This window comes from Curtobacterium sp. NPDC098951, assembly GCF_044759965.1.
Taxonomy (GTDB): domain Bacteria; phylum Actinomycetota; class Actinomycetes; order Actinomycetales; family Microbacteriaceae; genus Curtobacterium.
On record NZ_JBIWAG010000002.1, the window covers coordinates 718,762 to 738,544 of the forward strand.

The following is a 19,783-nucleotide window of genomic DNA, read 5'->3' on the forward strand; positions in this document are numbered from 1 at the left end:
TGGTTGACTCGGACCATGACCGTTCCGAACATCACCCTGAACGACGGCAAGACCATCCCGCAGCTCGGCTTCGGGGTCTTCCAGATCGACCCGTCGGAGACGAAGGACGCCACGCTCGCAGCGCTCGAGGTCGGCTACCGCCACATCGACACCGCCGAGATGTACGGCAACGAGAAGGAGGTCGGCGAGGCCATCGAGGCGTCCGGCATCCCCCGTGAGGAGATCTTCGTCACGTCGAAGCTCAACAACGGCTTCCACGACCCCGAGGCGGCGCTGGAGAACGGGAAGAAGTCGGCCGAGCTGCTCGGCGGCTACACCGACCTCTTCCTCATCCACTGGCCGCTGCCCACCAAGTCGGACTTCGTGCCGACGTGGAAGGCGATGGAGGAGCTCTACCGCGGCGGCACCGCCCGCTCGATCGGCGTGAGCAACTTCCAGGCCCACCACCTCAACCGCCTCGCGGCCGAGACCACGATCACCCCGGCCGTGAACCAGATCGAGGTGCACCCGTACCTCACGCAGGACGAGCTCCGCGCCTACGACCGCGAGCACGGCATCGCGACCGAGGCCTGGTCGCCGATCGCGCAGGGACTCGTCCTCGACGACGAGACCATCACGCGCATCGCGGGCAACATCGAGAAGACCCCGGCGCAGGTCGTCCTGCGCTGGCACATCCAGCGCGGCGACATCGTCTTCCCGAAGTCGGTCACGCGCGCCCGGGTCGAGGAGAACTTCGCGATCTTCGACTTCGAGCTCTCGGACGACGACATGACCGCGATCTCGTCGCTCGACAAGGACCACCGCACGGGTCCGGACCCGGACACGTTCGACTACATCCCGGCGTAGGCGGGGCAACGAGAGCGGGGGCGGTCGCGCGAGCGACCGTCCCCGCTCTCGTGTCCGGTGTCCGGTGTCCGCGTCCGGTGTCCGCGTCCCGCGCGATGCGTCCGGCGCGAGGCGTAACGCGTCAGGCGCGACGCGTCAGACGCGTCAGACGCGACGGGACGCGGTGACCGTGAACTTCGGCGTGCGGACGACCTGCCTGGTCGTCCCGACGAGCCGCTCCAGGACCGGCCGGTAGCGCAGGTGCGAGTTCCAGACGCACCACAGTTCACCGCCGGACTGGAGGATCGTGGCCGCGTTCCGGAACATCGCCTCGGCCGCGTCGGTGGACACGGTGGTGTCCTCGTGGAAGGGCGGGTTGCAGAGGACGAGCTGCGAGGACCCCTCGGCGAGTTCGTCGCCGGCGTCCGACCGGACCACCTCGACCCGGTCCGTCACGCCGTTGGCCCTGGCCGTGGCGATCGTCGACGCCACCGCGATCTTCGAGACGTCCGTGGCGACCACCCGGATGCCCGGACGACGCCGGGCGAGCGCGGTGGCGATCACGCCGTTGCCGCACCCGAGGTCGACCGCCGTGCGGGCGGTGGGCACGGCGCCGTCCATCGCGTCGAGCAGCACCCGCGTGCCCTGGTCGAGCGAGGTCCCGGCGAACACGCCACCGTGTGCGACGAGGGTCATGCCGAGGTCGTCGACGTGCACGGACCGCGGCCAGGGGTTCGTCGCGTCCGCCCGTGTCGCCTGTGCGCGGAGCGGGTCCTGCGCGATGAGCAGCCGCGACTTGCCCCGGCCCCGGGACGCCGTGACCTCGCCGAAGTACCGGCGCAGGACGTCGTTCTGCGAGAGGTTCATGTGCTTCGACACCCCGCCGCACAGCAGCACGACGTCGGGCGCGGCGAACCGGGCGACGGCACGGGCGAGTTCGTCGAGCCGGTCGTTCGACTTCGACAGCCGGAGCAGGACGAGTCGCACGTCCCGGAACGCCTGCTCGAGCGTGCCCGGGTGGTGGAAGCCCCGCCGACCGAAGGTCCCGGCGTTGGCCTCGAGCGCGCGCACGCCGACCAGGGAGTCCTGCACGACCCGGACGTCCGAGGCGCCGTGCAGGGTGATCGCACCGAGCGTCAGCACGCCGTACCGGTCGTCGACCACCGCGACCTCGCCCGGCTGCCGGAGCGCGTCGCCGTGCACGTGCGGCGCCTCGTCGAGGATGAACCGGTCGGTGCCGTCGATCGCGATGAGGTCCGGCGCGTCGTCGTGACGGCGGCGGAAGAGGTCGGCGAAGTCGGGTGGCACGGCGCCAGCGTACCGGTCCGGCTGTTGCCAAGCGTTGCCAAGACTTTCACATACGGTGTTCCACATCGATATGTTGCTGAGGTCCTGTTCGACTCCGAAGGAGCCTCATGCAACTCACTGTCCCCACCGCCCGCGCGCGCTGGATCGCGGTCGGCGTCTGCGTCACCGCGGCCATCGCCGCCGGCGGCGCGACCTCGGCGTCCGCCGCGACGACCCAGGCCGACGGCGACCAGGTCGTCGGCCCCCTCGTCACCGAGACGTCGTCCTTCCAGGGCGCACCGGCGTTCGCCGCACCGCTGCCGGGCGCCGCCGGTCAGGAGATCGCCGCGAACCGTGCGGCGACGCTCGCCGGCGCCCTCGACCGCGCCGTCGACTGGTACCTGCCGGCGCCCGGCACCGTCGGCCCGGTCCGCCCGGTGTCCGCGCCCGACCTGTGCCTCAGCGCCGCGACCGCGACGGCCGGCATCAACTCCCGCGTCACGCTCGAGTCCTGCGTGGACGGCGCCGTCGAGCAGCGGTTCTCGCTCGCGAGCAACCAGGGGTCGAACAACCCGATCGGCACCGGTCTCCGTTCGGAGCGCAACGGCGGCTTCCTCGGGCTCTACAACAACGACCCCGTGATGCGACTCCAGGTCAAGGAGATCGCCGACCGGCTGCCGAACGTGGCGGACTTCCTGCCGGCCTTCGACGCCCGGATCGACCGCATCGACACCCTGGCCCGCACCGCGTTCCTCAGCGGCCGCGGCACCCCGAACGCGCAGGTCCTCGTCGACGGCGCGAACGCGGTGTCCATCGGCACCGACGGACGGTGGACCGCGGTCGTCACCGGCCTGGCGTTCGGCACGAACACGATCCGCCTCGAGCAGTACGTCGGGCCCGACCGCACCGGGTCGACCACCCTCACCGCCGTGCTGGCCGCCGACGAACTGACCTTCACGACGACGTTCTCCCCGATCCGCGACACCCCCGTCCAGGCCGCCGGTACCGCCCACCCGGGCGCGACCGTCCAGCTGCGGGACGCCGCCGGCACCGCGCTCGGCGCCCCGGTCACGGCGAACGCCACCACCGGACGCTGGTCGACGACCATCCCGGCACCGAACGCGGCCGGCACGTACGCCGTCACGGCGACCCAGTCGCTCGCCGGCCTGGTCGACTCGGAGCACGCGGTGACGCGCGACGTCGACTACGGCGCGGGCGTCGCCGTGGAGACCCCCGCCGACGGTGCCGCGCACACGGGCGGTCCGGTCGACATGTCCGGCACGGGCGAGCCCGGGTCGACGATCGAGGTGCACGACGTCACCGGCGGCGCCGACCGCATCGTGGGTCGCAGCACCGACGTCGTCGCGCCGGACGGTCGCTGGACGCTCACGACCGACGACCTCGACCGGGCCGAGCACGTGCTCCGCGTCGTGCAGTCCTCGCGCGGCGCGAACACGACCACCGCCCAGGTGACGATCAACCCCGGCTCGAACGGCAGCCTCGCGCCGGTCGTGCTCACGTCGCCCCGAACGGTGACCCCCGGACTCTCGAACACGTTCCGCGGCACCGCCGAGCCGGGTGCGACCTACCGGGTGCTCAACGTCTCCGGCACCCAGATCGTCCCGGGCACGCTGACCGTCGCCGACGACGGCACGTGGGAGTTCGAACGCGTCGTGTCGACCGGCGCCACGTCGTTCCAGTTCGCGGTCGAGCAGACGAAGGACGGGCAGACCGAGACCTCGGAGCTGTTCTCGATCGACGCGAACCAGGGGGTCGCCCCGGTCGTCGTGACGACGGACGCGGTCCTCCCCGGCTTCGTGAACACGTTCGAGGGCACCGGCCCCGCCGGCGCGACCTACGAGGTGCTCAACGCCTCCGGCACGGTCATCGTCCCCGGTCGCCACACCATCGGTGACGACGGCTCGTGGTCGTTCGACCGGACGGTGTCCGCCGGGTCGCTCCGCTTCGGCTTCAAGCTGCGGGTGACCGTCGACGGCTCGACCTACACGACGCGGCTCTACGACCTGCCCGCCGCGACGCGGTGACCCGCTGACGGCCTGACACGACAGCGGGCTCCGGGACATCATGTCCCGGAGCCCGCTGTCGTTCGGTCGTCAGCGCGGCGGCCGCCACAGCACGATCTGCGTATTCCGCTGCGGCCGCACCCCGGCGCGGAGCGGCACGGCTCCGCCGGTGGCCGAGGCCGCGAACACGCGAGCACCCGGCCGGTTGATGAGCTGGTCGGCGAGCGCCGTCTCGAGCTCGGAGATCCGTGATCGCAACGCCCGGTTCTCGTTCTCGAGCTCGAGCACTCGACGGATGCCCTCGAGCGAGACGCCCTCGGACCCGAGCTGTGCGATCTCGCGGAGCTGGGCGATGTCCCGCATCGAGTACCTGCGGGACCCGCCCCGGGTCCGCCCGGGGACGACCAGACCGAGCCGGTCGTACTGCCGCAGCGTCTGCGGGTGCATCTCGGCGAGCTCGGCGGCCATCGCGATCGCGAAGACGGGCGAGTTCTCGTCCATGTCGGTCATGGCGTGTTCCTTCCGTCTTCCGCGTGGTGGTGGAAACCAGCCTGGAGGCTCTGCGAGCGTCCGTCAGGAAGCCGCGCCGAGCCTCCAGGCTGGGTTCATCGCTGTTGTTGCGTGACGCTAGTCGCGCGCCTTGGCGAGGAGGTCCTCGCGCGGGTTCTCGTCGGGCAAGACGTCGGCGAGGGCCTCGACGGCCTCGCGCTGCTTGTCCGACAGGTGGGACGGCACCGCGACCTGGACCGTCGCGAGCAGGTCGCCCGTGCCGTTCTTGGTCGTGACGCCGCGACCCTTGACGCGCAGGACGCGACCAGACGGGGTGCCCGGTGCGACCCGGAGCTTGACGGTGGAACCGCCGAGCGTCGGGACCTCGATCGTCGCGCCGAGGGCCGCCTCGACGAACGTCACGGGGACGTCCAGCCGGAGGTGCTGCCCGTCACGCTCGAAGACCGGGTGCTTGCGGACCGTGACGGTGACCACCAGGTCGCCCGCCTCGCCGCCGTCGGGCGACGGTTCCCCGCGCCCGCGCAGTCGGATCTTCTGCCCGTCCGCGACGCCCGCCGGGATGCGGACGTTCACCGGACGGCCGTTGCCCTGCGAGAGCTTGACGGTGTCGCCCGCGATCGCGGTGGTGAAGTCGAGGGTCGTCGTCGCCGTGACGTCGCGACCCTTCGTCGGCCCACCGAAGCCCCGGTAGCCGCCGCTGGACTGGCCGAAGCCACCGCCACCGCCGGCTGTGCCTGCTCCAAACATGCCGCCGAGGATGTCTTCGAAGCCGCCGGCTCCGCCCTGACCGAAGCGGACGCGTTGCCCGCCGCCGCCCTGACCGAACATGCCGCCGAAGACGTCCTCGAAGCCCCCGCCCTGGCCCGGGCCACCCGCCGTGAAGCGGGCACCCGAACCCATGGCGCGGACCTGGTCGTACTCCTGGCGCTGCTCCTTGTCGGAGAGGACCGAGTAGGCCTCGCTGATCTCCTTGAAGCGGTTCTCGGCGGCGGCGTCGCCCGGGTTGGAGTCCGGGTGGTACTGCCGCGCGAGCTTCCGGTAGGTCTTCTTCAGCTCAGCGTCGCTCGCCGTCTTGTCGACGCCGAGGACCTTGTAGAAGTCCTTGTCGAACCAGTCCTGACTGGCCATGAATCCCTACCTCCTCCCCGCGCTCAGGCCGGGACCGCCACCGCGACCTTGGCCGCACGGAGGACCCGCTCGCCGAGCTTGTAGCCCGGCTCGACGACGTCCGCCACGGTCTGGCCGGTGGCACCGGGTGTCGGGAGCTGCACGATCGCCTCGTGGATGTTCGGGTCGAAGGACTCGCCCTTCTCGCCGATCTGCACGAGCTTGAACTTCTCGAAGCCGCCGCGGATCTTCTGTCCGATGACCTGCATGGGGCCCTCGGCGAGGTCACCGTGCGCCTCGGCGCGGGTGAGGTCGTCGAGCGCCGGCAGCAGTGCCCGGACGACCTCGGCGATGGCGACCTCGCGGTTGGCCTCGCGGTCGCGCTCGACGCGCTTCCGGAAGTTCACCAGCTCGGCCTGCGCACGGAGCATGTCCGCACGCATCTCGGCCACCAGGTCGCGGTCCTCGGGGCTGAGCTTGTCCTCGGCGATGCCGCGCGCGGCGTCGGCGAGGAGCGCTTCGTCCTCCGGCGAGAGGTCGTTCTCGGCGTCGGCGGCCGGGCCGCCGGCGGCGGGGCCGTCCGTCGGGAGTTCGACGTCGGGCCCCTCCGCCTCGATGAGGTCCTCGGGCTCGGCCGCGTTGGTGGCGTCGCCCTCGACCTGGGGTTCGTCCTCGTTCGGCACGTTGTCCTTGGGGTCCGTCATCTACTTCTTGTCCTTGTCGTCCTCGTCGTCCACGACCTCGGCGTCGACGATGTCCTCGTCGTCGGCCGGCTGCTCGCCAGCGGGCTGCTCGCCACCGGCGGCACCGGCTGCTGCGTCCTGCTGGGAGTAGATCGCCTGGCCGAGCTTGCCCTGCGACTCGTTGAGCTTGTCGAAGGCGGTCTTGACGGCCTCGTCGTCCTCGCCGGCGAGTGCCGACTTCAGGGCGTCGACGTCGGCCTGGACCTCGGACTTCACGTCCGCGGGGAGCTTCTCGTCGTTCTCCTTGATGAGCTTCTCGATCGAGTAGACGAGCTGCTCGGCCTGGTTGCGACGCTCGTTGGCCTCGCGGCGGGCCTTGTCCTCGGCCGCGTGCTCCTCGGCTTCGCGGACCATGCGCTCGATGTCCTCCTTCGGCAGCGACGAGCCGCCGGAGATGACCATCGACTGCTCCTTGCCGGTGCCCTTGTCCTTCGCGGACACGTGCACGATGCCGTTGGCGTCGATGTCGAAGGTGACCTCGACCTGCGGGACGCCGCGGGGGGCCGGGGCGATGCCGGTCAGCTCGAAGGTGCCGAGCGGCTTGTTGTCACGGGTGAACTCGCGCTCGCCCTGGAAGACCTGGATCGCGACGGACGGCTGGTTGTCGTCCGCGGTCGTGAAGGTCTCGCTCCGCTTGGTCGGGATCGCGGTGTTGCGGTCGATGAGCTTCGTCATCAGGCCGCCCTTGGTCTCGATGCCGAGCGACAGCGGCGTGACGTCGATGAGGAGGACGTCCTTGCGCTCGCCCTTCAGGACACCGGCCTGCAGCGCGGCACCGACGGCCACGACCTCGTCCGGGTTGACGCCCTGGTTCGGGGACTTGCCGCCGGTCAGCGACTTGACGACCTCGGCCACGGCGGGCATGCGGGTCGAGCCACCAACGAGCACCACGTGCGCGATGTCGTTGACCGAGACACCGGCTTCCTTGATGACGTCGTTGAACGGCTTCTTCGTGCGGTCGAGCAGGTCGGAGGTCATCTGCTCGAACTGGGCGCGCGAGATGGTCTCGTCGAGGTTGAGCGGACCGTCGGCCGTCAGCGTCAGGTACGGGAGCTGGATGCTCGCCGACATCTGCGACGAGAGCTCCTTCTTCGCCTGCTCGGCGGCTTCCTTGAGGCGCTGCTTGGCGATCTTGTCGGTCGACAGGTCGACGCCGTGCTCGTCCTTGAACTTCTTGACGAGGTAGTCGACGATGCGCTGGTCCCAGTCGTCACCACCGAGGCGGTTGTCACCCGAGGTCGCGCGGACCTGGATCGTGGAGAAGTCGTCGTCCTTGCCCACCTCGAGCAGGGAGACGTCGAACGTGCCGCCACCGAGGTCGAAGACCAGGATGAGCTCGTCTTCCTTGCCCTTGTCGAGGCCGTACGCCAGCGCGGCGGCGGTCGGCTCGTTGATGATGCGGAGGACGTTCAGGCCGGCGATCTCACCGGCGTCCTTGGTGGCCTGGCGCTCGGCGTCGTTGAAGTACGCCGGCACGGTGATGACCGCGTCGGTCACGTCCTCACCGAGGTACTGCTCGGCGTCGCGCTTGAGCTTGCCGAGGATGCGGGCCGAGATCTCCTGCGGCGTGTACTTCTTGCCGTCGATGTCCGTCGTCCAGTCGGTGCCGATGTGGCGCTTGACGCTGGCGATGGTGCGGTCGACGTTCGTGACGGCCTGGCGCTTCGCGGTCTCGCCGACGAGCACCTCGCCGTCCTTGGTGAAGGCGACGATCGACGGCGTGGTGCGCATGCCTTCGGCATTCGCGATGACCGTGGGCTCACCGCCCTCGAGCACGCTGACGACCGAGTTGGTGGTTCCGAGGTCGATGCCTACTGCACGTCCCATGTGTGGGTGCTCCTTCTGTTGGTACTCGTGATGCTGAAGTCGTTGGACTTGCGTCCGATGGACTCAACCTTACTCCGGTGCACCTGGACGTCAAGACGACAGCCCCGGAACTTGCCATGAGTCGGCTCAAGTCGCTGGCGATCGCGGATGTTGTATTTCAGCGTTCGGTTTGATATTCTGGTACGGCAGCGGGGTCTCCCGCGAACATCCACCGCGAGCCGCCGACGGCCCGATCGTCCGAGCGAGAGCACGCGGCCCGACCCCCTCGAAAGGGATCACCAACCATGTCATCCAAGAAGAAGCGTCTCGCGAAGGGCCTGGGCGCCGGTGCGCTCGCCGTCGCGACGATCGTCTCCGGTCTGTCGTTCGGTGCGGCTTCCGCGTCCGCCGCGCCGGTGTCCGTCGACGCCGCGAAGACCGTGCAGTTCGTCTGGCAGAAAGCGGCGAACGACTACCGGTTCGCCAAGTACGTCGTCCAGGACGTACAGGACAGCCCAGGCAGCAATGTCAACTACATGACCGAGTCCGCACAATTCCGGACTCTCGCTGCGGCAAAGGCCGCGGCTCCGAGCTACGCCGTTCATCCTTTGGGCGACGGCGCGTTTCAGCTGAAGATGTCCGACGGCGAATGTCTTCGCGATGCGCCGGGCGCACAGTATGTCGTGTGGGACTGCGACGATCCCGAAACGTTCCTTCGGCAGGACGCAACTGGAGCGATCTACCGCACGCTCGCCGGGCACAGGATCTATACGTCGACCCAGCTGGCACCTTGGGAGGGTGGGGGTGGTGTTTACACCTTGACATCGACGGGTGAACCTGACAGCCGCTGGATCGGTATTCCATCGAACCTCGGTTCCGACTACGCGGGCATCACGGCGAACGGGTCGTTCGACGCGGACATCGCGAAGAAGGCGACCGTGTCGGGCACCGCCGAGCCGGCAGCGACGGTCACCCTGAAGAAGGGCGCGACGACGCTCGGCACGACGACCGCGGCCGAGGACGGCACCTACTCGTTCGACGTGGATGCCCCGAACAAGGGCGGCGCCCTCGCCCTCACCGTCACGCAGACGATCGACGGCAAGGACGGCGGCTCGAAGGACGTCGAGCTCGACTACGGCAAGGCTGTGGCGATCACCGGCCCCGAGGACCAGGAGGAGGTCGCCGCCGGGTCCACCGCGATCACCGGTTCCGGTGAGGCCGGCTCCGACGTGCAGGTCTTCGACAACTCCGGCCGCAACCCGGTCATCTCGGCCAAGGTCCGCAGCAACGGCACGTGGTCGGGTACCGCGACGCTGACCGCCGGTGAACACACGCTCGAGGCGAAGCAGATGTCGAAGGGCGCCAACACCACGACGGCGACCGTGACCGTGAACCCGGGTCAGTCCGCGCTCACCGCGGCGGAGATCACCACCGACGAGTACACGCCGGGTCAGCGCACCACGTTCGCCGGTACGGCGACCGCCGGCGCGACCGTCGACATCCTCGACGGCAACGGGTCCGTCATCGTCGGCGGCGTGCGCGTGGCCGAGAACGGCTCGTTCTCGTTCCAGCACACCCCGGCCGCGAACAGCACCGAGTTCTCCTTCCGCGTCCGCCAGACGCTCGGTGACGCCACGCGCACCGACGGTCCGTTCACGATCGACGCCACGGTCGACGCGTTCGCTCCCGTCACCGTCAGCCGTCCGGCGACCGTGACCCCGGGTGTCGAGAACGTGTTCTCCGGCACCGCGACGCCGAACGCGACCTACCGGGTGCTGAACGCCTCGGGCAGCCAGATCGTCCCGGGCACCTTCACCATCGACGCGGACGGCAACTGGACGTTCCGTCGTGCGGTCTCGACCGGCGCGTCCAAGTTCGACTTCAAGCTCGAGCAGACGCTGAACGGTGAGACCCGTACGTCGCAGCTGTTCAGCATCCGCGCGAACGCCGGGTACACGGTCACGAACACGACCCGCTCGGTGCGTCCGGGCGTGAACAACACGTTCACCGGTACCGGTCCCGCCGGTGCGTCCTACCGCGTCCTGAACATGTCGGGCACCCAGATCGTCCCGGGCACCTTCGACATCGACGGTCAGGGCAACTGGACCTTCGATCGAGTGGTGTCGCTGGGCGCTCCGAACTTCAAGTTCAAGCTCGAGGTCACGACGGCGGACGGGGCGACGTTCACCTCGCCGCTCTACACCGTGAACGCCGCCTCGCTCACCCCGGTGACGGTCGACACGACCGAGGTCTTCCCCGGTCGCCAGAACACCTTCGAGGGCACCGGTGAGCCCGGCGCGAGCTACACGGTGCTGAACATGTCCGACACGGTGCTCGACCCGAGCATCGAGAGCACGTTCCGCGTCGGCCAGGACGGCAAGTGGGAGTTCAAGCGCGTCGTCTCGATGGGGGCTGCGAACTTCAAGTTCAAGATCCGTCAGACCCTCAACGGCCAGACCACGACGAGTGACCTGTTCACGATCGACGCCGCCACCTTCCAGGCCCCGACCGTCGACAACGAGTACGTGAACGCCGGCATCTGGAACACGTTCACCGGAACCGTCACCCCCGGCGCGACGATCCGCGTCCTGAACACCTCGAACAACGAGCTCTCGGGCGTCACCGACCTCGTGGTCGGCGCGGACGGCAAGTACTCGTTCAAGCGGATCGTCGGTGCGACGAGCACCAAGCTCGACTTCCGCATCGAGCAGACGCACCTGGGCAAGACGATGATCGGCGACACCGTGACCCTGCAGGCCCGCACCGCGGACGTCACCATCGACAACACGACGGTGACCCCGGGTCGCGTGAACACCTTCACCGGCACTGCGACCCCGGACGCGACCTTCCAGGTCTTCACCGTGGGCAACGTCGGCGACGCCCCGCTCGCGAGCGGCACCGTGTCGGCGCAGGGTCGCTTCGCCTTCGACCGCACGGTCGGCGCCGGCGCCACCTCGTACGCCTTCAAGATCGTCCTCACCAAGGACGGCAAGCAGAGCGTCTCGGCTCCGTTCACCATCACGGCCAGCACCCGCTGACCGAACCCCACCACGGCGACGGCGCCGCGGGACCCCCGTCCCGCGGCGCCGTCGCGCACGCCCGCAGCACCACCCGAAGGACCAGATCATGAACTCGACCGCAATCCGCACGCTCGCCGCCACCTCCCTCGCGCTCGTCGCCGCCGTCGGCCTCAGCGCCTGCACCGCGAACTCGTCCGGCGGGGACCAGAAGCCCACCGCTACCGCCTCGGCATCCACGAAGGTCGCCGAGACGCAGTACAACGACTGCATCGACGGATCCCTGCAGATCTTCGACGACAGCAAGGACGCCAAGCCCGCCACGTTCGGCGACTGCGCCGGCGCCAGCATCATCTCGTCGGGGCGCACCATCACGCTCGGGACGGTGCCGACCCTGACCGTCGAGGGGCAGAAGAACACGGTCGACGTGACCGGCGTCAAGTCCCTGACCGTCCTCGGCAACGAGAACACCATCACGTACCACGGCACCGCGCCGAAGGTCGACGACCAGGGCAAGGGGAACGCCATCAAGCCGGCCGGCTGATCCACCGATCACCGGCATCGAAGGGCCTCGCACGTGCGGGGCCCTTCGTCATTGTCATTGCTCATGTGATGTATTACACTGAGTACGTCAGCCCGAACGAAGGACCGCCATGAACGCCTTGATGATCGCCCGAGCCCTGCTCCGCAGCTGGTGGATCCTCGCCACGTGCGCCGTCCTCGGCGTCGCAGTCGCGGCCCTGAGCAGCGCCACCACGACTCCGACCTACCGCGCGTCGACCTCGTACTACGTGTCGGTCGCCGGCCAGGACGCGTCGACCGCCGGCGAGATCGCACAGGGTTCGACGGCGGCCCAGCAGAAGATCAAGTCCTACGTGCAGCTCGCCTCGTCCCCTCGGGTGCTCACGCAGGTCATCGACGAGCTCCACCTGAAGACCACCCCTGCCGAACTCGGGCAGCGGGTCACGGCGAGCGTCGGGACCGGCACGGTGATCATCTCGATCGCCGTCACGGACACGGACGCCGAAGACGCCGCCCGCACCACCGAGGCGATCGGCTCGACCCTTGCGTCGGTCGTCAGCCAGATCGAACCCGAGATCTCCGCGAAGACCCCGTCGGTGCGACTCGAGGAGATCACCCCGGCGACCACGCCGAGCTCCCCGGTGGGGCCGAAGACCGCGGCGAACATCGTGCTCGGCTTCGCAGCCGGTCTCGCCGTCGGTGCAGCGCTCGCCCTCCTGCGGAGCGGGCTCGACACCCGGGTCCGGACCGCCGACGACCTCGAGGAGGTCGGCCTGCCGCTCCTCGGAGACATCGCCTTCGACAGCGACGCCGCCGCGCATCCGCTCATCGTCCGCGACAACGCCGGGAGCGCTCGCAGCGAGGCCTTCCGGGCACTCCGCACGAACGTCCAGTTCCTGCGGTCCGACGGACCTCGGACGCTCGTCGTCACGAGCGCCCGCCCCTCCGAGGGCAAGACCACGACCACGGCGAACCTCGCGGTCGCGATGAGCCAGGGCGGCCTCCGCGTGGCCGTCGTCGACGCGGACCTGCGACGTCCGAACCTCGCCAACGTCATGGGCGTCGAGGGTGCTGCCGGCCTCTCCGACCTGCTCGTCGGTCGCGCCGAGCTCGAGGACGTCCTGCAGGAGTGGGGCGAGGACGGACTGCACGTGCTGCCGGCCGGCACCATCCCGCCGAACCCCAGCGAGCTCCTCGGGTCCGAGGCGATGGAACGCGTCCTCGACGTCCTCACCGACCGGTTCGACGTGGTTCTCCTGGACACCCCGCCGGTCCTCGCCGTCACGGACGCCTCGATCCTCAGCGCGCTCGTGTCGACGACCCTCCTCGTCAGCGCAGCCGGTCAGACGAAGCGCACCGAGGTGCGACTCGCGACCGAGGCGCTCGAACGAGTCGGACGACAGGCCAGCGGCGTCGTCCTCACCAAGACCAAGCACGCGCGACGTCAGGGCGGCTACTACCGCTCGGAGTACGCAACCGTCACCACCCCGTCCGCCTGACACGCCACCCGACAACCCGACAACCCGACAGGAGCCACGACCATGAACCACGACCGTCGTACGCGCGTGATGCGCACGAAGCGGATCCTCGATGTCTGCGGCGCCGTCCTCGGACTCGTCATCGCCGGACCGGTCATGCTGGTCGTCGCGGCACTCGTCGCGATCCGGCTCGGCCGACCCGTGATCTTCCGGCAGGAGCGACCGGGCCTGCACGGCTACACCTTCACGATCCTGAAGTTCCGGAGCATGCTCGAGGTCGACGAGGCCAAGGGCATCACGACCGACGACCAGCGGCTCACCCGGTTCGGCCGGCTCCTCCGTTCGACGAGCCTCGACGAGCTGCCGAGCCTCTGGAACATCCTGCGCGGCGACATGTCGTTCGTCGGCCCCCGGCCGAGCCTCTGCCGCTACCTCGACCTCTACACCGACGAGGAGGCGCGTCGGCACGACGTCCTCCCCGGCCTCACCGGGCTGGCACAGGTCCGCGGACGGAACGAGCTGCCGTGGCCCGAGCGGCTCCGGTCGGACGTCGAGTACGTCGACTCGATCAGCCTCGGCCTGGACCTCCGGATCCTCCTGCGCACCGTGGTCGTCGTCCTGCGCCGCGAGGGCATCACCGCCCCCGGCCACGCCAGCTCCGACGTCTTCACCGGCACGGACCGGATGACGGGGTCGACGGCATGAGGACGGTCTGGATCGTCAACCACTACGCCCACCACCACCTGCGGGACGGCCGTGCGACCCGCCACCAGTCCCTCGCCGAGCACCTCGCCGGGCTGGGCTGGCACAGCGTCGTCATCGCCGCCGGGACCGACCACCCCACCGGCCGCTCGCACCTCCGCGGCTCCCGTCTCCGGCAGCGCTGGTCCGGCGCCGGGCACGAGTTCCTCTGGCTCCGCGGCATCGACTACCGCGGCGCGGGCATCCGGCGGACGATCCGTCGCGCCGCGGACATCCTCCTGTTCACGCTCCTGCTGCTCGCCCCCGGGACGCTCGCCGGACTCCCCCGGCCGGACGTGATCGTCGGCGGGTCGTTCCACCCGCTCGCCGCCTGGGCGGCCGCCCGCCTGGCGAAGCGGCACGGGGTGCCGTTCGTCTTCGAACCCCGCGACCTGTGGCCCGAGTCCGCGCTGGGCCTCGCCGGCATGACCGAGCGGCACCCGGTGATCCGTGCGCTCCGCCTGCTCGAGCGGAGCATCGTCCGACGGAGCGACCACATCGTCTCGCCGCTCGGCGGGGTCGGGCGCTACTACGCCGACCGCGGGTACACCGGTGACTTCACCTGGGTGCCGAACGGCGTCGCGGTCGAGGAGCTCCCGGGCGAGCAGTCCGATGCGGTGGCACCGCGCGGCACCGACGGCCCGTTCACGGTCACGTACATCGGCTCGATGGGTCCGGCGAACGCGCTCGAGACCGTCATCGACGCGTTCGACCGTGCCGCGACGACCGCCGCGGCACGCGGGACCGGGCCGCTCGCCCTCCGCCTGGTCGGAGACGGCGCCGACGTGACGGCGCTCCGGGAACGCGCGTCGCGCCTCCCGTCCGCCGCCTCGATCTCGTGGGACGGCCGCGTCTCCCAGGGCGACGCCCGCCGGATCGGCCGGCAGGCCGACTGCCTCGTCGTCAACATGCACGACCTGCCGCTCTACCGCCACGGCGTCTCGATGAACAAGCAGTACGAGTACATGCTGCTCGGCCGGCCGCTGCTGGTCGGTGCCCCGGTCCCGCTCGAGTCGGTCGAGGCGTCCGGGTGCGGCGTGCACGTCGCCGCCGACGACGTCGACGCGATGGCCGACGGCATGCTCGCGCTCGCCGCCATGCCCGCCGCGGAACGTGACGCGATGGGCGCTCGGGGCCGCGACCACGTGCTCCGCGAGCACGACTACGCACGCCTCGCCCGCACGTACGCCGGAGCACTCGACTCCGTCACCGACCGCCCCTGACCCAGCAGCTCCTCGCCGCAGACCCGAACGGATCCGCCCATGCGCTACGACATCGTCCACGTCTCCTCCGCCCACCCGTGGGTCGACAACCGCGTCCACCTGCGCGAGGCCGCTGCGGGTGTCGCCGCCGGACGACGCGTGCAACTGATCGCCGTCGAGAGCGACCTGCGTGCGCCGCGGACCGGGGTCGACGTCGTGTGCATCCCCCGCCGACGTCGGGTCCGACGCATGGTCCTGTCGACCGTGCAGGCGCTGCGACTCGCGCTGCGCTCCGGAGCGCGAGTGGTGCACCTGCACGACCCCGAGCTCATCTGGACGATCCCGGTGCTCCGCCTCGCCGGTCGTACCGTCGTCTACGACGCGCACGAGGACCTCCCCGACCAGGTCTGGGGCAAGGACTACCTGTCGCACCGACAGCGTGCCGTGTTCGCGGCGCTCTCACACGTGCTCCTCCGGGTCGCCGGGACCGCGAACCGCGTCGTCGCCGCGACCGAGTGGACCGGACGTCGGTTCCCGGCGGACCGCACCGTCGCGATCCACAACTTCCCGCTCGAGCGCGCCGAGGACTCGGCGCAGCGCCCCCTCGCCGACCGCGCACCGATCGTGGCGCACGTCGGCGTGCTGAGCCGTGACCGGGGCATCGACGTGATCAGCGCGGCTGCGGTGCTCGATGCGTTCCCCGCGGACTGGCGCGTCGAGATGGTCGGTTCGATCGACGCCGCGACCGACACCTCCGTGCTCCGCGGCGCCGAGGCGACCGGGCGCGTGCGACACCGCGGCGTGGTCGGACCGATGGAGGCGCGGGACCTGCTCCTCGACGCGCGGATCGGGGTCGTGCCGTTCCGACGGACCCCCGTGACCGACCAGATCTTCCCCACCAAGCTCTTCGAGTACCTCGCCGCCGGCCTCGCCGTGATCGCCACCGACGTGCCGCTCTGGCGCCGGCTGCTCGACGGCGTCGGGTGCGTGACGTTCGTGCCGGCCGACGACCCCGGCGCGATCGCCGCCGCCGTCCGTCGGTACGCCGAGGACCCGGAGCTCCTCGCCGCGCACGGCGCCGAGGCCAAGGCCGCGGCGGCGCGGTTCTCGTGGGCACGGGAGGCCGACCGGCTGACCGCGGTGTACGACGAGCTGCTCGCGACGACCGGCAAGGCCTGACCCGTGGACCCCGTGCAGGCATCGAAGCGGTCCCGTCGCACCGCCCCCGGGACGATCGTGGTGCTCCGACGCGTGGTCTTCGTCGTGGGTGCGGTCGCCGCGCTCGCAGCGACCATGAACTGGATCTCCGCGGTCCTGGTGGCGCCGTTGTTCAGCTACCTCGGCTACACCTACGTCGGGGCGTCGCCGATGGTCATGCTGGCGGCGGTCCTGCTGACGAGCGCGGTCGCGCTGGCGCTGCCGGTGCGGATCACCCGTCCCTCGCACGTCGTGCTGTGGGCCCTCTTCGTCGTGTGCGTCGCCCCGACGATGCTCATGGGCGTCTCCGCCGGCTACCTCTCCGCAGGGACGGCACTGCTGCTCTCAGCCGCCGTGGGCACCGCGTTCATCCTCGTCGCGGCGGGCATCCCGCGCTCCGCCACCGTCGGGCAGTCGACACCGTCGGACGTCCTCCGGCTCGGTTCGCTCTCGATCCGGCGCAGCACGCTGACGTGGACGGTGTGCGCCGTCTACTCGCTGTTGACCTACGGGATCATGGCGGCGACCGTCGGGATCCACGTCCGGTTCCTCGCCCTCGACGACATCTACGACGTCCGCGCCGACTACACGGCCGACGTCGGCTCCGGCGGCACGCTCGGGTACCTGCTGACCGGTCAGGCCTACGTGGTGAACCCGCTGCTGCTCGCCCGTGGCATCTTCCGTCGACGTCCGTCCCTGATCGTCCTGGCGCTGGTCGGACAGTTCCTGCTGTACTCGAGCACGGGCTTCAAGGCCGTGCTGTTCTCCTTCGTCGCGGTGCTCGGCATGGCCCTGCTGTTCCGCGGACGGTCGACCAAGGGGTCCGCACCGTTCCTCGTCGCCCCGCTCGCGATCATGGTCGTCTCGGCCCTGGCCGACGAGGCACAGGGTGGCATCACCTGGACGTCGGTTTTCACCCGGCGGTTCATGCTCGCCCCGGGACTGCTCTCGTCGGTGTACGTCGACTACTTCAGTCAGAACCCGGTGGCGATGTACGCCTACTCGTTCCTCGACACCTGGTTCGACTACCCGTACGACCTCGCGCCGCCGAAGCGCATCGCCGACTACCTCGTCCCCGGATCGACCGGGTACGCGAACGCGAACCTCTTCGCCGACGGCTTCGCGAACTTCGGCTGGCTCGGCATCGGGATCGCGGCGTTCGCCCTCTGGGTGTGGCTGCGCGTCGTCGACCGGGCAGCTCACGGACTTCCGATGCGCGTGGCTGCCATGGCGCTCGTGATGCCGAGCATCATGCTCTCCAACACGTCCGTCTTCACCGCGATGTTGTCGCACGGGTTGCTGTTCGGCACGATCATCCTCGCGATCTGCCCGCGGACGGGATGGGAGCCCGAAGCCCCGGGGAGCACGACGCGAACGGAGCGGTCCGGAGCGCCGGTCTCCGCGGCCTCGCGGGCGCGACGTGTCGCCGTCGGGGCGGACCGGGTCCTGCGCGCCGCCCACCGGTTCGACGCCGCCCGGGCTGGTGCCGGCTCGGTTGGAGCGGCGTACCGTCTCGCGGGGCGGACCGCGCGACACTCCCGCGCACGGTCCACTGGTCGCCACAGTGCGCATCCGGTCGGCAGCGGCCTCCGCGTCGCCAGGTAGGTCGGCCGGGTCAGGGTCGATCACGAACTCGCCGCGCGCTCTGCCCGGCCACCCGTCGCGCGCTCCGGGCCTTCCGTCGGGTGTCGCATCCCTGGTCGGCCAGAGGGCCGAGAGAACGATGGACGCGAACCGGCCGAGCCCGGACCCAGCCGACCAGGCCGGGTCGGCCTGGTCGGCCTGGTCGGCCCGGTCGGCCCGGTCGGCCCGGTCGGCGTGGTCGGGGCTGGTCGGGGCTGGTCGGGTTCGGCCCGGTCGGCCGGGTCGGGCCTGGTCGCGGTTCGGCCCGATGAACCGGGCTGGGCCTGGTTGGGGCTCGGCCCGTCGGCCCGTCAGCTCCGTCGGCAGAACACCGCATCACCCGTCGAGGAACCGCAACACCGAGTCGCCGGCGGCCACCACGGGATCCATGCCCGCTCCGCCCCAGGTGTTGGCGACGCTGAGGAGCGCGTTCGGCGCCAGTCGGCACTGCAGCCCCACGTCACCCACCGACACCTGGTTGGCCGCCACGATCCCGGAGTTGGCGGTGGCGACGACCGCGATCCCGACGCTCCGCGCCGCCCCGAGCCGTTCCAGCCCGAGCACGGAGTTGCGTTGGATCGCCACGTCCGCGTTGGAGTGGTAGAGCGAGATGGCCCGACCGAACCCCTGCAGCTCGTTGTCGGCCACGATGAGGTCCCTCGTCAGGTACACGAGGATCGGCGCGTCCCGATCGGCGTCGCCGTACCCGGACACCGCGTTCCGCAGCAGGACGCCGGTGGCACGCTCGGCCGGCGAGTCGACGGTCTCCCCCGCTCCACGCACCACGATCCCGGACCCCGCTCCCCGCGTGGACCGGGTGACGCTGTTGCCGATGACCGCGCACGCGAGCGGCGCGTACTTGGTCTTCGACGCATCCGCTTCGTCCTTCGACGGGACGAGGGCGATGCCGACACGGCAGTCCTCGACCCGGTTGCGGAGGATGACGATCTCCTCACCGCCGTGCGTGTCGATCCCTTCCCAGGACCGCACGCCCCGCACCAGGTTGTCGCTGATGGTGATGCGCGCGCTGCGGGGAAACCGATCGGTCCCCGCGGTCGTCGCGCGGACCGCCTCGATGCCGTACGAGTTCACGTACGGGCTCGGCTGGTGCACCTCGTCGATCCGGTTGCCGCTGACGGCGCCGTCCGTGCACGAGAACATGAGGATCCCCGCGTATCCGACGCCGCTGATCGTGACGCCGCTCACGGCGAACCATCCGACGTGCTCGAGCAGCACGCCGTCGTGCGACTGGCCGCTGATCGAGCCGCCGCGGATCTCGATGTTCCGCAGCGGAGCGTCCGGTGTGCCGGCTGCGTGCACACCGCGACCGAGCCCGGAGACCGTCCCGTCGCGACCGCGGAGGACGGGCTCGTCGATACGCACGTCGGAGGAGCGCACCGTGATGACCGCGATGTGCGCGTCGGTCGAGATCGACCCGCCCGCGAACCGCAGGGTGATCGGCGACGTGAGGACCAGCGACTCGGTGACGACCCAGTCCCGGGTGATGGTGACCGTGGACCACGGGGCCGCCGCTTCGACGAGTTCGTGCAGCGACGCCGCGTCGACGTCGTCCACGGGGACCGCTGCCGCCGGAGCGGGCGCAGGAGTCGTCGCCACCCGCGCGAGCGTCGGAGCCGCGCCGAGCGCCGACGCCGTCGCGCTGACCGCGATCGCTCGCAGGGTCTGCCGCCGCGTCACCAC

At 70.4% G+C, this 19,783-nt stretch carries 15 protein-coding genes; 9 read left to right on the plus strand and 6 right to left on the minus strand.

What is annotated here, in order from left to right:
- Positions 1-15 precede the first annotated feature (15 nt).
- Entirely contained in the window at positions 16-846 is an 831-nt protein-coding gene (locus tag ACIQUC_RS08035) for an aldo/keto reductase (RefSeq protein ID WP_402265288.1), read from the plus strand.
- 144 nt (positions 847-990) lie between these two features.
- Here ACIQUC_RS08035 and ACIQUC_RS08040 read toward each other — a convergent pair whose 3' ends face one another.
- Positions 991-2,133, minus strand: coding sequence for a class I SAM-dependent methyltransferase (locus tag ACIQUC_RS08040; protein ID WP_402265291.1), 1,143 nt, complete (start codon positions 2,131-2,133; stop codon positions 991-993).
- Between the two features lie 107 nt (positions 2,134-2,240).
- Here ACIQUC_RS08040 and ACIQUC_RS08045 point away from each other — a divergent pair, with 107 nt between their 5' ends.
- Positions 2,241-4,157 (plus strand): hypothetical protein, encoded by a 1,917-nt coding sequence (locus ACIQUC_RS08045; RefSeq protein WP_402265294.1) that lies wholly within the window; start codon positions 2,241-2,243, stop codon positions 4,155-4,157.
- A gap of 69 nt (positions 4,158-4,226) precedes the next feature.
- Here ACIQUC_RS08045 and ACIQUC_RS08050 read toward each other — a convergent pair whose 3' ends face one another.
- The 4 genes from ACIQUC_RS08050 to dnaK all read right to left on the minus strand — a co-directional run bounded on the left by ACIQUC_RS08050 (position 4,227) and on the right by dnaK (position 8,323).
- Positions 4,227-4,637, minus strand: a complete 411-nt coding sequence (locus ACIQUC_RS08050) for a heat shock protein transcriptional repressor HspR (protein WP_031261684.1) — start codon at positions 4,635-4,637, stop codon at positions 4,227-4,229.
- Positions 4,638-4,763: 126 nt separating this feature from the next.
- The gene (locus tag ACIQUC_RS08055; RefSeq protein WP_402265298.1) at positions 4,764-5,774 is read right to left on the minus strand and encodes a DnaJ C-terminal domain-containing protein; all 1,011 of its coding nucleotides are present in this window, start codon (positions 5,772-5,774) and stop codon (positions 4,764-4,766) included.
- Between the two features lie 23 nt (positions 5,775-5,797).
- On the minus strand, positions 5,798-6,457 hold the full coding sequence (locus ACIQUC_RS08060) for a nucleotide exchange factor GrpE (protein ID WP_022906160.1): 660 nt from the start codon (positions 6,455-6,457) through the stop codon (positions 5,798-5,800).
- Positions 6,458-8,323 carry a molecular chaperone DnaK gene (gene dnaK / locus ACIQUC_RS08065; protein ID WP_022906161.1) on the minus strand — a complete coding sequence of 622 codons (1,866 nt, stop codon included), beginning with the start codon at positions 8,321-8,323 and terminating at the stop codon, positions 6,458-6,460.
- Positions 8,324-8,607: 284 nt separating this feature from the next.
- Here dnaK and ACIQUC_RS08070 point away from each other — a divergent pair, with 284 nt between their 5' ends.
- The 7 genes from ACIQUC_RS08070 (at position 8,608) to ACIQUC_RS08100 (ending at position 18,064) form a co-directional block, all read left to right on the plus strand.
- On the plus strand, positions 8,608-11,340 hold the full coding sequence (locus ACIQUC_RS08070) for an Ig-like domain-containing protein (protein WP_402265303.1): 2,733 nt from the start codon (positions 8,608-8,610) through the stop codon (positions 11,338-11,340).
- A gap of 88 nt (positions 11,341-11,428) precedes the next feature.
- Positions 11,429-11,863 (plus strand): DUF3060 domain-containing protein, encoded by a 435-nt coding sequence (locus ACIQUC_RS08075; protein WP_402265306.1) that lies wholly within the window; start codon positions 11,429-11,431, stop codon positions 11,861-11,863.
- Between the two features lie 109 nt (positions 11,864-11,972).
- On the plus strand, positions 11,973-13,340 hold the full coding sequence (locus tag ACIQUC_RS08080) for a polysaccharide biosynthesis tyrosine autokinase (protein ID WP_402265308.1): 1,368 nt from the start codon (positions 11,973-11,975) through the stop codon (positions 13,338-13,340).
- Between the two features lie 42 nt (positions 13,341-13,382).
- Positions 13,383-14,024, plus strand: a complete 642-nt coding sequence (locus ACIQUC_RS08085; protein ID WP_402265310.1) for a sugar transferase — start codon at positions 13,383-13,385, stop codon at positions 14,022-14,024.
- Positions 14,021-15,283: a glycosyltransferase family 4 protein gene (locus ACIQUC_RS08090; protein WP_402265313.1), complete on the plus strand. Its 1,263-nt coding sequence runs from the start codon at positions 14,021-14,023 to the stop codon at positions 15,281-15,283. The genes ACIQUC_RS08085 and ACIQUC_RS08090 overlap by 4 nt, the downstream gene beginning before the upstream one ends.
- Before the next feature lie 39 nt (positions 15,284-15,322).
- On the plus strand, positions 15,323-16,441 hold the full coding sequence (locus tag ACIQUC_RS08095) for a glycosyltransferase (protein WP_402265316.1): 1,119 nt from the start codon (positions 15,323-15,325) through the stop codon (positions 16,439-16,441).
- Between the two features lie 3 nt (positions 16,442-16,444).
- The gene (locus ACIQUC_RS08100; protein ID WP_402265318.1) at positions 16,445-18,064 is read left to right on the plus strand and encodes an O-antigen polymerase; all 1,620 of its coding nucleotides are present in this window, start codon (positions 16,445-16,447) and stop codon (positions 18,062-18,064) included.
- A gap of 354 nt (positions 18,065-18,418) precedes the next feature.
- Here ACIQUC_RS08100 and ACIQUC_RS08105 read toward each other — a convergent pair whose 3' ends face one another.
- The gene (locus ACIQUC_RS08105; RefSeq protein WP_402265321.1) at positions 18,419-19,780 is read right to left on the minus strand and encodes a right-handed parallel beta-helix repeat-containing protein; all 1,362 of its coding nucleotides are present in this window, start codon (positions 19,778-19,780) and stop codon (positions 18,419-18,421) included.
- Positions 19,781-19,783: the final 3 nt, after the last annotated feature.